The 13,123-nt window shown below is 68.6% G+C and carries 11 protein-coding genes; 2 read left to right on the top strand and 9 right to left on the bottom strand.

The window, feature by feature from the left end; genetic code table 11:
- Nucleotides 1-33 precede the first annotated feature (33 nt).
- From tsaE to AA983_RS08055, 4 genes are read right to left on the bottom strand one after another with little or no spacing between them, the layout of a single operon-like run.
- Nucleotides 34-519, bottom strand: a complete 486-nt coding sequence (gene tsaE, locus AA983_RS08070; protein WP_047311780.1) for a tRNA (adenosine(37)-N6)-threonylcarbamoyltransferase complex ATPase subunit type 1 TsaE — start codon at nt 517-519, stop codon at nt 34-36.
- Nucleotides 516-1,730 carry an alanine racemase gene (alr, locus tag AA983_RS08065; protein ID WP_082128802.1) on the bottom strand — a complete coding sequence of 405 codons (1,215 nt, stop codon included), beginning with the start codon at nt 1,728-1,730 and terminating at the stop codon, nt 516-518. Before alr ends, tsaE begins: the two co-directional genes overlap by 4 nt.
- Nucleotides 1,731-1,747: 17 nt before the next feature.
- Nucleotides 1,748-3,430 carry a bifunctional ADP-dependent NAD(P)H-hydrate dehydratase/NAD(P)H-hydrate epimerase gene (locus tag AA983_RS08060; RefSeq protein WP_052946997.1) on the bottom strand — a complete coding sequence of 561 codons (1,683 nt, stop codon included), beginning with the start codon at nt 3,428-3,430 and terminating at the stop codon, nt 1,748-1,750.
- Between the two features lies 1 nt (nt 3,431).
- Nucleotides 3,432-3,782 (bottom strand): holo-ACP synthase, encoded by a 351-nt coding sequence (locus AA983_RS08055; protein WP_047311779.1) that lies wholly within the window; start codon nt 3,780-3,782, stop codon nt 3,432-3,434.
- 129 nt (nt 3,783-3,911) lie between these two features.
- Between AA983_RS08055 and AA983_RS15185 the strand changes: the two genes are divergently transcribed.
- Nucleotides 3,912-4,628: a DUF2510 domain-containing protein gene (locus AA983_RS15185; protein WP_082128801.1), complete on the top strand. Its 717-nt coding sequence runs from the start codon at nt 3,912-3,914 to the stop codon at nt 4,626-4,628.
- A gap of 92 nt (nt 4,629-4,720) precedes the next feature.
- On the opposite strand, the gene AA983_RS08045 is transcribed toward AA983_RS15185, so the two are convergent.
- Nucleotides 4,721-6,256: an HNH endonuclease signature motif containing protein gene (locus AA983_RS08045; RefSeq protein ID WP_047311778.1), complete on the bottom strand. Its 1,536-nt coding sequence runs from the start codon at nt 6,254-6,256 to the stop codon at nt 4,721-4,723.
- Nucleotides 6,257-7,066: 810 nt separating this feature from the next.
- Nucleotides 7,067-8,920 (bottom strand): glutamine--fructose-6-phosphate transaminase (isomerizing), encoded by a 1,854-nt coding sequence (glmS, locus tag AA983_RS08040; protein ID WP_047311777.1) that lies wholly within the window; start codon nt 8,918-8,920, stop codon nt 7,067-7,069.
- A 124-nt stretch (nt 8,921-9,044) separates the two neighbouring features.
- On the opposite strand from glmS, the gene coaA reads away from it, so the two are divergent.
- Nucleotides 9,045-10,007: a type I pantothenate kinase gene (gene coaA / locus AA983_RS08035; RefSeq protein WP_047311776.1), complete on the top strand. Its 963-nt coding sequence runs from the start codon at nt 9,045-9,047 to the stop codon at nt 10,005-10,007.
- An 81-nt stretch (nt 10,008-10,088) separates the two neighbouring features.
- Here coaA and AA983_RS08030 read toward each other — a convergent pair whose 3' ends face one another.
- From AA983_RS08030 to AA983_RS08020, 3 genes are all read right to left on the bottom strand, one after another.
- Entirely contained in the window at nt 10,089-10,514 is a 426-nt protein-coding gene (locus AA983_RS08030; protein ID WP_047311775.1) for a hypothetical protein, read from the bottom strand.
- Nucleotides 10,515-10,685: 171 nt separating this feature from the next.
- Entirely contained in the window at nt 10,686-12,113 is a 1,428-nt protein-coding gene (locus AA983_RS08025; RefSeq protein ID WP_082128799.1) for a PhoH family protein, read from the bottom strand.
- 154 nt (nt 12,114-12,267) lie between these two features.
- Nucleotides 12,268-13,029: an isoprenyl transferase gene (locus tag AA983_RS08020; RefSeq protein ID WP_047312139.1), complete on the bottom strand. Its 762-nt coding sequence runs from the start codon at nt 13,027-13,029 to the stop codon at nt 12,268-12,270.
- Between the last annotated feature and the right edge of the window lie 94 nt (nt 13,030-13,123).

Genomic DNA, 13,123 nt, shown 5'->3' with positions numbered 1-13,123 from the left:
GCTCAACGGCGGTGCCGTGCGGCGTTGCGTGCGTCAGTCGAGTCCCAGTTCGGAGGCGAGGTCGATGTCTGCCCAGCGTTCCCCGGCCGTCTCGATCGTCGCGGTGCGGTCGTCGAGGCCCGTCAACGTGAGGTGAAGGCGATCGTCGGAGAGCGCCTCGGCCATGCCGGCGCCCCATTCGATGACGGTGACGGCGTCGTCGAGCGAGGTGTCGAGGTCGAGGTCGTCGAGTTCGCCGAAGCCGCCGAGGCGGTAGGCGTCGACGTGGACGAGTGCCGGGCCGTCACCGAGCGAGGGGTGTTCGCGGGCGATGACGAACGTCGGGCTCGTGACGTCACCGCGCACACCGAGCGCTTCGCCGAGAGCGCGCGTGGTCGTCGTCTTCCCGGCCCCGAGGTCGCCCGTCATGACGATGACGTCTCCGCGGCGCACGATACGGGCGAGTGCCCGTCCGAGGTCGGCGGTGGCTTCGGCGTCGGGCAGGTAGCGGGTGCCGCGCAGGCGTAGGTCGTCGCTCATCGGGTGAGTTCCTCGCTCAGGTCACCGCAGTAGATGCGTGGCAGGCGGGTGCTCATGCGCGTGACGATTTCGTAGCTGATGGTGTCGGCGGCGTCGGCCCATTCCTGCGCGGTGGGCCCGGGTGTCCCGTCGGCCGCACGTCCGAAGAGAACGGCTTCGTCGCCGGGTTGGACTGCGGCGTCACCCATGTCGACGACGAACTGGTCCATGCACACGCGGCCGGCGATGTGGCCGATCGTGCCGTTCACCATGACCGGAGCCTTGTTCGACCCGTGGCGCGGCACGCCGTCGGCGTACCCCGCGGGAATGTCGGCAAGGGTCGTTTCCGCATCTGTGACGTAGGTGTGGCCGTAACTGACGCCCTGGCCTGCGGGGACGCGCTTCGTCACGGCGACGTGGGCCGTCACCGACATGGCGGGGTCGAGGCCGAGCTCCTGCGGCGTGGCGAGGTCGGGTGCGGGCGAGAGCCCGTAGAGCGCGAGCCCGACGCGCACGAGGTCGAAGCGCGACTCGGGCACGAAGATCGCGCCGGCGGAGTTCGCCATGTGCCGCACCTCAAGGTGAAATCCGGCGTCGTCACAGTCCTTTTCGGCGGCGCGGAAGCGGTCGATCTGGGCGGCGACCTCGGGGTGGCGCGGTTCGTCGGAGCGGACGAAGTGGGTGAACAGGCCGACCACCTCGACGAAGCCCCTCCCCCGCGCCTCGCGGGCGGCGGCCACGAGCTCGGGCCACTGGTCGCCGTACGCGCCGTTGCGGGCCATGCCGGTGTCGACCTTGAGGTGGACGCGGGCCGCGCGCCCTGCGGCCTCGGCGGCTATCGCGACGTCGCGCACCATGGCTGCCGACGAGACCCCGAGGTCGATGTCGCGGCGGATCGCCGTTTCGAAGTCGGAGCCGGGCGCGAGCAGCCAGCACAGCACGCGGGCTTCGATGCCGGCGTCGCGTAGCGCGGTGGCTTCGTGGAGTTGCGCCACTCCCAGCCAGGTCGCTCCCCCACGCAGCGCGGCGCGGGCCGTCGGCACGAGCCCGTGGCCGTAGGCATCACCCTTGACGACAGCCATGAGCTGCGCGTCACCCACTCGCGCCTTGAGCGTGGTGGCGTTGCGCACGATGGCGTCGAGGTCGACGACGACGCGGGCCTGCGCACCTTCGAAGGCGAGCCAAGCGGGGTGGTCGGACGGCGTCGGGGCGTCGGCGGCGGGCACGTTCATAGCGACTCAGTCTCTCACTAGCGCGGGAAGCGTCCCGCACGGCGTTCCTCGTGCACCCGCCGCTGTTCGGCGACCAGCTCTGAGGCGACGCGTCCCAGCGACGTGGCGACATCGAGGGCGCGGACGGGGCCGTCCGGGTTGGCGAGGTGCGCCGCGCGTCCGTGGGTGTACGCGGCGAGTGCGGCGGCGCTCCTGGGCTCGAGACCGGCCGCGAGCAGGACGCCGAGGAGCGCGGCGAGCACGTCGCCCGTTCCGGCGGTGGCGAGCCAGTGCGGGGCGCGGTTCTCGATGGTGACCGGGCCTTCGCCGGGCGAGGCGATGACGGTGACGCCGCCCTTGAGCAGGACGGTCGCGCCCGTCTCGTTGGCGGCACGGCGAGCCCACGTGACGGGGTCGGCTTCGACTGTCGAGCGTTCGACGTCGATGTCGCGCGACTGCAGGAGCGTCGCGAGCTCGCCGGCGTGGGGGGTGATGACGGTCCGGGCCCCTTCCGGGCGGACACCGGGCTCGAACCAGGTGAGCGCTCCCGCGTCGATGACGACGGGTTCCTCGGAGCGCAGCGCGGCCATGACGGAGTCGTAGCGGTCGCTCTCGTGCTCGCGTTCACTCGGCCCGTCGATTCCGGAGCCCACGACCCACGCCTGCACGCGACCACTGCCGTGCACGACCTCCGGCGCCGCTGCCGTGACGGCGTCCTCTGCGCGACGCGGGCCGACGTAGCGCACCATGCCTGCTCCGGCCGTTACCGCCGCGACGGCACCGAGCACCGCAGCTCCCGGGAACGCGTCACTGCCGGTCGCGAGACCTACCACTCCGCGCGTGTACTTGTGATCGCGCGGGCCGGGTACGGGCCACAAGTGCGCCAGGTGCGTACCGGACAGTCGCATGGCTTCCTGTTCGCCAAGAGGGAGGTGGATGCCGATGTCGACCACCTCAACGCGTCCGTTCGCGGCGGGTGCCAGCATGAGCGAGGTCTTGGGCTCGCCGAAGGTGACGGTGATGTCGGCACGGAATCCTGGGGTGGGGCAGTCGACGGCCACCACGAATGCCTGGATCGGAATGAGGTCGGCGAGTTCCTGCCAGGTCGAAGCGCGCCCGGGATCGGCGCCGATTCCGAGGATGCCGTCGACGACGAGGTCGGCGTGCGCGAGCGCATGGGCGTTCTCACGGCCGCCGCCCTCGGGCTCCGCACCGCTGTGGGAGGCGGACTCGTACCGGGCCACGTCGACGCCCGCTGCACGCGCTGCGGCGACGCCCTCGACGTGTGCCTTGTCGGCGACAAGGAGAGCCAGACACTCGATGCCGTCAACTGCGAGGTCGCGGGCAGCGTACAACGCGTCACCACCGTTGTTTCCGGGCCCAACCAGGACCACGACCCGCGGCGACGTCACGCCCCGCCGTTCGAGTTCGGCAACTTCACGGCTGACGATGTCTGCGAGCCCACTCGCGGCTCGCTGCATCAGAGCGCCGTTGGTGAAGTCGTCGCCCGTGGCTTCCTCAGCAGCGCGTACGGCGTCAACCGACCATGCTGCTCGAATGCCGCCGTCGAGGTCGTCCCGCCAGGCAGCAGCGGCACCATCCGCGTCCTGAACCTCCCCCGCGCTGTCGTCACGCCGACCGCCATCGTTCGGGCTCAGCCGTCCCGATCCGTCTGGCGTAGACGCGAGGGTGTTCTCGTGGCGAAGCTCGTCATCCGCCATGTCAGCCCTCCGCGATGCAGACAGCGGAGGCGATGCCGCCGTCGTGGGTGAGCGAGAGGTGGAGCGCGTCGACGTCGAGCGCGCTCATGCGAGCTTGCACGGTGCCGCCGGTGCGGAAGTAGGGCTGGCCGTCGCTGTTCTTGTCGACCTCGGCGTCCTGCCAGCTCATTCCGGGCGGCGCGCCGAGCGCCTTGCTGAGCGCTTCCTTCGCTGCGAAGCGTGCGGCCAATGAGCGGATCGGCAGGTCGCGCTCGCTTGGCGTGAACAGCCGGTCACGCATCTGCGGGGTGTCTGCGAGTTTCTGCGCGAACCGGTCAATTTCGACGACGTCGATTCCCACTCCAACGATCATTTCGCCAGTCAACCACGTCGGCCCTGCCGTGCGATGGAGGCCTTTCCCCTCTCGTTGGAATCCAAGCGCCTACTCGCAGGTAACATGTTGGGTTGGCGCTCGCTCGGCGTCGCTCTCGAGAGGAATTGAATGTCAGACAACATGTTCTCCGCCGGCTGGTATCCAGACCCGGAGAATGCCCAGCAGCAGCGCTACTGGGACGGCTACGCGTGGACCTCGCACACGGCGCCTAACGGCACCACACCCAACCAGACGCAGCCGCTACCCGTGGCACGCCAGACGAACACCTTCCCTCGCGCTATGGAGGCGGCCCCCGCCAAGACGCCGTTCTGGAAGAAGAAGTGGGTCATGATCGGCGCCGGTGCGTTCGCAGCACTCGTCCTGATCGGTAGCCTCGCGCCGAAGGACGACCAGAACACCGCCGCGGCCACACAGCCGAGCACGTCGTCCACGACGTCGGCGGCACCGAGTACGACGCAGCCCACCACCGCATCCGTGGCTGCGCCCGCGTCTACCTCGTCCACCTCGTCAGCATCGGCGCAGGAAACGAGTGAGACCTCGACGCCCTCGGGCTCGACCAGTGAAAGCTCAACCACCACGATGGCTCCGTTCATCATGCCGAGCGAGGTCGGCAAGGGCCTTCAGGCTGCACAGGACCACATCCAGAGCGTCTCAGGTGACCCGTTCTATATCTCCCTGTCCGATGACGCTCTCGCGCTTGGGCGCCCCCAGATCAACGACTCGAACTGGCACGTCTGCTCTCAGTCTCCGGCGCCCGGAAGCACTGTGACGAGCGACTTGGAGGTCACGTTCACGGTGGCCAAGCTGGACGAAGCGTGCCCGTGAGCTGCAACCAGGACGCCATCGCCCGGCCGATGAGCTGACTGATCTCGACGAGGGGCGCCGCCTGAAGGTGGCGCCCCTTTGTCAATTGCGCTTCAGGCCGCTGGAGCGGCGAAGACTGCCGGCTGCGGCAGCGTCGGGCCGCTGGGGAGAGTCAGCCAACGGTGGCCGGTGGGCGACTCCCAGAGGCACTCGCCGTCCGCCTGCATGACGACCGCGAAGCCGCCGAACGTCTTGGCGCGGTGGTGGTGACGGCACAGGCACTGGAGGTTGGCCGGGCTCGTCGCGCCACCTTCGGCGAAGGGAATCACGTGGTCGACGTCTGTGACGTCGGCCGGGCGGGTGCAGTACGGGAAGCGGCAGTGCCCGTCACGCGTCTTCACCGTGCGCTCGACCAGCGTCGTCGGTCGGTACGAATCGGTCACCGTCGCCAGCGTTGTGACGCGCTCGCCGTCGACGGCCACGAATTCAGAGACGAACTTCGTGCCGACTGCCCCGGCCAGCGCACGAACCGTGGCCGCATCGACGATTCCGACTCCGGGCACCTCCACGTCGCCGAAGGGCATGCGAACGTCGTCGCCGAACCACGCTGCCGCGTTCTTGCGGGCAGAGTTCTCCCCGGAGCATCCGGTAGAGCCGTGCGCGCGAGCGAGAACAGACCGCGACGACAGAGGTTCAGCGGGCGATGACGTCGGTGGGCGCACGGGGACGCGCAGGTGCAATGTCGTGGTGACGGTGGCCTGACCGAGGAGGAGGTCGACGAAGGCGTCGGTGCGGGATGGACCGGCGAAGAGCCCGTGGCCGGCTCCGTCACCACTTCTCGGCGCGTTGTCGCGCAGGAACTGCGCCCTCGCGTCGATGGCGGCTCGCACCGTTGCGGCATCGACCGAGTCGAGCACGACACGCATTTCGGTGAGCTGGTCGAACTCGAGGTGCGGGGAGAACCACACGCCCATCTCGCGGCGCTGTTCAACGGGATCAACGGGCCGCGCCAGACCGAGTGACCGCAGGAGGCGCTTCGTCTGCCGGCGGGCGCCTTCGACCGTCATCGTCGGGATACTGCCGGCCGCAAGAAGGCGGTTCACTTCGTCGAGATCGGGAGCCTCGACATGTTCGAGCTCGGACGCGATCGCGGCAACCGTGGCGAAGCGAACCTCACCGCGAAGGGCCGATCGAAGCAGTTCGGGGTGCCTGCAACGCAGCTGCGCGGCGTCATCGGCCATGGCGCCTGCTGCACCGGAACTCATGCCGAGGGCCGGTCCGAAGCTGTCGCCGGCGAATTCCCCCGGAGCGAGCGGGTACGACACGTCGCGCAGGTGCTCGAACTCCAGCGCCTCGACCTGCCGCACTGCTTCGGCGTGCTCGGCGGCCATGACGCGCACGAGTGCATCAGCGGAACGAGAAATCGTGAGGACCGCAGCGGCCGCACCTTCGAGCTGGCGAGCCGTCTCCACCGACTCGGTGATGCGCTCGTCCAGCGACGCGCCGATCTCGGGCAGATCGAGCAGCGGCGAAACGCTCACGAGGGCTTGCTCGACCACAGCTTCGGTGAGCACCGTCCATGCAGCGAGCAACCGCTCGCGAGGCATGCGAGACACCGCGTCGGCGGTTATCTCGAGGTGCTGTTCCATGAACTCATTTTAGTACACTTGTTCGAACAGATGTAGGGGGCACTCCCCACAATTTCGCGGTCCGCCCAGACATTCCGCGACGCGCACCGTCAGCTCCGTGGGCACCAGGCTCAGCGTCCGGATCACGGAGCCGGCGTCGACCCGGGGCGCGCGGACGCGCAGGAGCAACACACGCAAAATGACTTCCCAAATGCGCGAGACATCGCACAAGTGGGGAAGCCCGAGCCGAATACGTCCCGACTTGCGCGACAAACCGCCCAAGTAGGAACCAAGCAAACGGGGGCCAGTGCGCGTCCATAACAAGCACACGAACGGTGACCAAAAGACAGGCGACCCAAGCACCAGCGACGTGCCCCAAGAAGGCCAGCGGACACGTCTCCCGGCACCCCAGCCGACCACATCCACGCCCGAAGAAGTCCGCTGACGGTAGCCCGGCAGCGCCGCCCCCGACAGTGGCTGTTCCCCACAAGCGCGAAACGTCGCGCAAGTGGGTACCCCCCGAGCCGAATACGTCCCCACTTGCGCGACCAACCGCCCGAGTAGGAACCAGGCCAACGAAGACGACGCGCGCACCAAGCGCCCATGGCCGGTGACCAAAAGACAGGCAACCCAAGCACCAGCGACGTGCCCCAAGAAGGCGAGCGGACACGTCTCCAGGCACCCAAGCCAGCACCATCCATCTCGCCAACTTCGCCGTCCCGCCCATGGGCATGGCAGGCGATCACGCCGCCCATCCCCCACACCCAAACCCCACATAACGAAAACCGCGCCGCCCCACAGGGTCGACGCGGTTTTCAGCGAAACTGAAGGTCACTCCACGGTGACGGACTTCGCGAGGTTACGCGGTTGGTCGACATCGAGGCCCTTAGCCGTCGAGAGCTCCAGCGAGAACACCTGCAGCGGCACGATGGCGAGCAGCGGTGCGAGCAGCGGAGCCGACTTCGGGATGCGGATGACCTCGTCGGCGAACGGCACGACAGCCTCGTCGCCCTCTTCGGCGATGACGAGGGTGCGAGCGCCGCGAGCGCGGATCTCCTGGATGTTGGAGACAACCTTGCCGTGCAGACCGTGCGGGGTGTCAGGGCCGGGCACGACGATGAACACGGGCTGGCCGGCGTCGATCAGCGCGATCGGGCCGTGCTTGAGCTCACCGGCGGCGAAGCCTTCGGCGTGGATGTAGGCAAGCTCCTTGAGCTTGAGCGCGCCCTCCATGGCGATCGGGTAGCCGACGTTACGGCCGAGGAAGAGCACCGAGCGGGTGTCGGCCATGAAGCGGGCGATCTCGCGCACGCGGTCGAGGTGGCCGAGAAGCTCGTCGATCTTGGCCGGCATCTCTTGCAGTTCGGCCATGACCTTCTTTGCGTCGTCGGCGTACGTGCCGCCGCGCAGCTGCGCGAGGTACAGGCCGAGCACGTAGCAGGCGGTGATCTGCGCGAGGAAGGCCTTCGTCGACGCGACGGCGATCTCCGGGCCGGCGTGCGTGTAGAGCACGGCGTCGGACTCTCGCGGAATGGTCGCACCGTGCGTGTTGCAGATGCTCAGCGTGTTCGCGCCCAGGTCACGGGCGTGCTTGACGGCCATGAGCGTGTCCATCGTCTCGCCCGACTGCGAGATCGAGACGACGAGCGTGCGCTCGGAAACGATCGGGTCGCAGTAGCGGAACTCGTGCGCGAGCGCGACCTCGACGGGGATGCGCGTCCAGTGCTCGAGGGCGTACTTGGCGACCATGCCGGCGTACGCGGCGGTGCCGCAGGCGACGATGGTGATGCGATCGATGTTCTTGAGCTCGTCCTCGGAGATGCGGATCTCGTCGAGGGCGAGGCGACCTTCGGAGTCGGTGCGTCCGAGCAGCGTGTCGCGCACGGCGTCGGGCTGGTCGAAGATCTCCTTCTCCATGAAGGTGTCGAAGCCGCCCTTCTCGGCGGACGCGGCGTCCCAGTCGACGTGGAAGGTGTTGCCCTGAGCTGCGGAGCCGTCGAAGTTCACGACCTCGACGTTCTGCGGCGTGATGACGACGACCTGGTCCTGGTCGACCTCCATGGCCTCCTTCGTGTAGCCGATGAAGGCGGCGACGTCGGAGCCGAGGAAGTTCTCGCCCTCACCGAGGCCGATGACGAGCGGCGAGTTGCGGCGCGCGGCGACGACCTGGTCGGCGTTGTCGGCGTGCACGGCCAGGAGCGTGAAGGCACCCTCGAGGCGGTTGACGACCTCGAGCATCGCGGCCTTCAGGTCACCCTTGTACGCCTTCGCGAGCAGGTGCGCGACGACCTCGGTGTCCGTCTCGGACGTGAACTCGACGCCGTCGGCGAGCAGCTCGTTACGCAGGGGGTGGAAGTTCTCGATGATGCCGTTGTGGATGAGGGCGAGCTTGCCGTCCGCGCCACCGCGGTGGGGGTGGGCGTTCGCGTCGGTGGGGCCACCGTGCGTGGCCCAGCGCGTGTGCCCGATACCGGTCGACGACTCGGGCAGCGGGTTCGCCTCGAGTTCGGCCTGCAGGTTGGCCAGCTTGCCGGCCTTCTTCGCCGTCGAGACGTGGTCACCGGTCACGAGCGCGATGCCGGCCGAGTCGTATCCGCGGTACTCCAGGCGCGCGAGACCCTCCATGACGACGGTCTGGGCGCGCTCGTCGACGCGCGGGCCGACGTATCCAACGATTCCACACATGCGCGACAGCCTACTCGGGGCGTCGGCCCCGGCACGAATACGCGGGAACGCGCGGCGCGACCCGCCGGGCTGCGTTGTGCCGCACCGGCTCCCCGCCACGCCCCGGCTACGGCACAATGACGGGGTGAGTCGCCCGCATCTGCCTCCTCTTCCGAGCCCGTACGTCGAACTGACCCGTGAGGACTGGGCCCGACTGCACGACTCGCGCCCCATCGACCTCACGTCCGACGACGTGCGTCGCCTCTCGGGTCTCGGCGAGCGGATCGACCTCGCGGAGGTCGAGGACGTCTACCTGCCCCTTTCCCGCCTCGTGAACTTTTACGCAGGCGCGACGAAGAGCCTGCACCGCATCACGAGCGACTTCCTCGACGAGCGCCCCGCCAAGACGCCGTTCATCATCGGCGTGGCCGGTTCGGTGGCCGTGGGCAAGTCGACGACGGCGCGCGTTCTGCGCGAACTCCTCGCCCGCTGGCCCGACACCCCGCGCGTCGAACTCCTCACGACAGACGGTTTCCTCTTCCCCAACGCCGAGCTGGAACGCCGCGGCATCATGGATCGCAAGGGCTTTCCCGAGAGCTACGACCGCCGCGCGCTCGTGCGCTTCGTCGCCGAGGTGAAGGGCGGCAAGGCCGAGGTCGAGGCTCCGGTCTACAGCCACCTCGTCTACGACATCGTGCCGGACGAGAAGGTCGTCGTCCGTCAGCCCGACATCCTCATCGTCGAGGGCCTCAACGTTCTCCAGCCGCCGATCCCGACGCCCGGACAACCGTCGCGTTCGACGCTCACGGTCTCCGACTTCTTCGACTTCAGCGTCTTCGTCGATGCCCGCGAGAGCGACATCCGTCAGTGGTACGTCGACCGCTTCCTGCGTCTGCGCAGCACGGCCTTCGCCGACCCGGACTCCTACTTCCACCGCTACGCCGAGCTGAGCGACGAAGAGGCCGTCGACCGTGCCACCGCGATCTGGGAGAGCATCAACCTGCCCAACCTCCTCGCCAACGTCCAGCCGTCGAAGCACCGCGCCACCGCCATTCTGCGCAAGGGCGCCGACCATCACGTCGAGAGCGTCAAACTGCGCAAGCTCTGACACAACCTGGCTCCGGAGCGCCGGCGCCAGGCAACGACGAAGGCCCCGACTCGCGCGAGTCGGGGCCTTCGTCGGGGGATGTCAGCGGCGAACGGCGGAGCGTCCGTCACCGTCGAGGTCGTGTTCGTCGACGAAGTTGCGGTCTCCCTCGGCGAACTCGTCGTCAGATTGGTCTTGCGCGTCGCGCTCGGCCTCGTCGAAGTCGTCATCGAGGTCGTCGAGCGTGTCGTAGTCGTCGCGGTCGTCGAACTCGGGGTTCGCGCGCCGGTCGAGGGCCCACAGGCCGATCCAGACCCCGGCGAAGATCGCGGCGACCAAGAGGCCACCGAGCACCGCGCCCCCGAGGCCGGAGAGAATCTGCGAGCCGACGCTCGTACCCGATCCGTCGCTGAACTCGGGCGCAGCACCGGCGCCCGAGCGAGCACCGGCGATGATGGCGAGCACGGTGGCCAGGAACGCGACCACCCAATAGACGACCGCGAATCCCTTGCGGTGGATCAAACGCACAGTGAGCCTTCCTCAACATCGAGTCGGCGGCGCGTCGTCCCCGTCACGCACCGTCCGGCCACACACCCCCAGGGCGCGCGACGCAGTTCACGGTACAGATTCCATCCCGTCGGATGCTATTTGCCACACCGCCGACTTCGAGCGGCTCACAGGACGTGCATCATCCGGCCGTCAGGAGGCGAGGACGTCCGTGACGAGCGCGGCGATCGGGCTGCGCTCCGAACGTGTCAGCGTCACGTGCGCGAACAGCGAGTGCCCCTTGAGCTTCTCGACGACGGCCGCAACCCCGTCGTGACGGCCAACGCGCAGGTTGTCGCGCTGCGCGACGTCGTGCGTCAGGACGACGCGCGAGTTCTGCCCCATGCGCGACAGGACCGTGAGCAAGACGTTCCGCTCGAGCGATTGAGCCTCGTCGACGATGACGAACGCGTCGTGCAACGAGCGCCCACGAATGTGGGTGAGCGGCAGCACCTCGAGGAGGTCGCGGGCGATGACCTCGTCGAGAACCTCCTTGCTCACGACGGCGCCGAGAGTGTCGAACACGGCCTGCGCCCACGGGCCCATCTTCTCGTTCTCGCTGCCGGGCAGGTAGCCGAGCTCCTGGCCGCCGACGGCGAACAGCGGGCGGAACACGATGATCTTGCGGTGCGCGCGACGCTCCATGACGGCCTCCAGCGCGGCGCACAGCGCGAGCGCGCTCTTACCCGTGCCGGCCTTGCCGCCGAGGCTGACGATGCCGACGTCGAGGTCGCCCAGAACGTCGATGGCGATGCGCTGCTCGGCCGAGCGGCCGTGCAGGCCGAACAGGTCTCGGTCACCGCGCACGAGCTTGAGCACACCGCCGGGCATGACGCGGCCGAGCGCGGACGATGACCCGCCGGCGCTCGTCAGCACGACGCCCGTGTTGAGCGGCAGGTCCTCGATGTCCTCGAGCGCGAGGCGACCGGATTCGAAGAGGCGATCCACGTCGTCGGCACTCACGGTGCGCTCGACGATGCCCGTCCAGCCGGAGTCGGGCACGCCGTCGGCGCGGTACTCGTCGGCGTCGAGCCCCACGGCAGAGGCCTTGATGCGCATGGGCAGGTCCTTGCTCACGACCGTCACATCGTGGCCTTCGGCCGCGAAGTTCGCCGCCACCGCGAGGATGCGCGAGTCGTTGTCGCCGAGGCGGAAGCCGGCAGGCAGCGCCGACGGGTCGGTGTGGTTGAGCTCGACGCGCAGCGTGCCACCGTTGCCGACGGGCACCGGGTGGTCGAGGCGCCCGTGCGTCACGCGCATGTCGTCGAGCAACCGCAGGCACTCGCGGGCGTAGTAGCCGAGTTCGGGGTGGTGGCGCTTGGCCTCCAGTTCGGTGATGACGACGACCGGCAGCACGACGTGATGTTCCTCGAAGCGCAGCACGGCCCGCGGGTCGGAGAGCAACACCGAGGTGTCGAGCACGTACGTCTTCGTCGCCGTATCGGCCCGTCCGTCGCCGTCACGCGGGGCCGTTTCGGCGTCCTTCGTCGTGATGTCGCGCTCGAGAAGGTGGCCATCGAGAAGTTGGCTATTGAGGACGCCCGTGGCGCCCCCGTTCGTGCTGGAGTACGCCAGAGTCATCGTCGATCCTCGGGTCCCTCGTCGGTGCGCCCCGCCGTCGGTAGGGCTGCAAGAGGCGTTCTCGCCCCTCCGTTGCGACGCTAACGACACCGGTGTCGTTCCGGGTGTTCGTCACCCGTCGCAGGGGTGAACCTTGGATGAACCGGGCCGCCGGTCAGCCGCCGAAGCGACGCTCGCGCTCGGCGTAGGCGCGCACCGCGCGCAGGAAGTCGACGCGGCGGAAATCAGGCCAGAAGGCCTCGCAGAAGTAGAACTCCGAATGGGCGCTCTGCCACAGGAGGAACCCGCCGAGGCGCTGCTCGCCGGACGTGCGGATGACGAGGTCGGGGTCGGGCTGGCCCTTCGTGTAGAGGTAGTCGCCGACGTTCTCGATCGTGAGGCGATCGGCGAGCGACTCGAGCGACTCCCCGCGCTCGGCGGCGTCGAGGAGCATCGCGCGGAACGCGTCGACGATCTCCTGTCGTCCGCCGTAGCCGACGGCGATGTTGACGACGAGACCTTCGGCGTCGGTCGTCTTCTCGACGGCGGCCTGAAGCCGGGCACGCGTTGCGTCGGGCAGCAGCCCGAGCGCACCGACGAGGTTGAGGCGCCGACCGGACGCGGCGAGACCGTCGACGACGTCCTCGATGATCTCGAGCAGCGGCCCCAGTTCGACCTCGCTGCGCTTGAGGTTGTCGGTCGACAGGAGCCAGAGCGTCACGACCTCGATGCCGAGTTCGTCGCACCACGTGAGCAACGGCTCGATGTTGTCCGCCCCGGCGCGATGGCCGTGCTCGGTGTTCTCGCCACGCAGTTTCGCCCACCGACGGTTGCCGTCGAGCATGAGTCCGACGTGACGCGGGAGGCGCTCACCGGGGAGCCCCTTGACGAGCTGACGTTCGTAGGCGGTGTAGAGCACGTCACCGGGACCGCGCACCGGGCTCACCTCCGTTGACTCGTCATGGCTGCAATCGGGTCGAACATACCAACGTTTGACGGGTGTTCCCCGTGCGTCGGTTCCATGCGGGCGG

The organism is Dermacoccus sp. PE3 (assembly GCF_001021715.1).
GTDB classification, from domain to species: Bacteria; Actinomycetota; Actinomycetes; order Actinomycetales; family Dermatophilaceae; genus Dermacoccus; species Dermacoccus abyssi.
Note: the sequence above shows the minus strand (reverse complement) of the source record. Positions and strands in the feature narration are given on the sequence as shown.

Coding starts and splice junctions, on each gene's coding strand:
- AA983_RS08025 (WP_082128799.1), bottom strand. CDS start 12,113: ATGACTCTGGCGTACTCCAGCACGAACGGGGGCGCCACGGGCGTCCTC.
- glmS (WP_047311777.1), bottom strand. CDS start 8,920: ATGTGTGGAATCGTTGGATACGTCGGCCCGCGCGTCGACGAGCGCGCC.
- AA983_RS08060 (WP_052946997.1), bottom strand. CDS start 3,430: ATGGCGGATGACGAGCTTCGCCACGAGAACACCCTCGCGTCTACGCCA.
- alr (WP_082128802.1), bottom strand. CDS start 1,730: ATGAACGTGCCCGCCGCCGACGCCCCGACGCCGTCCGACCACCCCGCT.
- AA983_RS08045 (WP_047311778.1), bottom strand. CDS start 6,256: ATGGAACAGCACCTCGAGATAACCGCCGACGCGGTGTCTCGCATGCCT.
- AA983_RS15185 (WP_082128801.1), top strand. CDS start 3,912: ATGTCAGACAACATGTTCTCCGCCGGCTGGTATCCAGACCCGGAGAAT.
- tsaE (WP_047311780.1), bottom strand. CDS start 519: ATGAGCGACGACCTACGCCTGCGCGGCACCCGCTACCTGCCCGACGCC.
- AA983_RS08055 (WP_047311779.1), bottom strand. CDS start 3,782: ATGATCGTTGGAGTGGGAATCGACGTCGTCGAAATTGACCGGTTCGCG.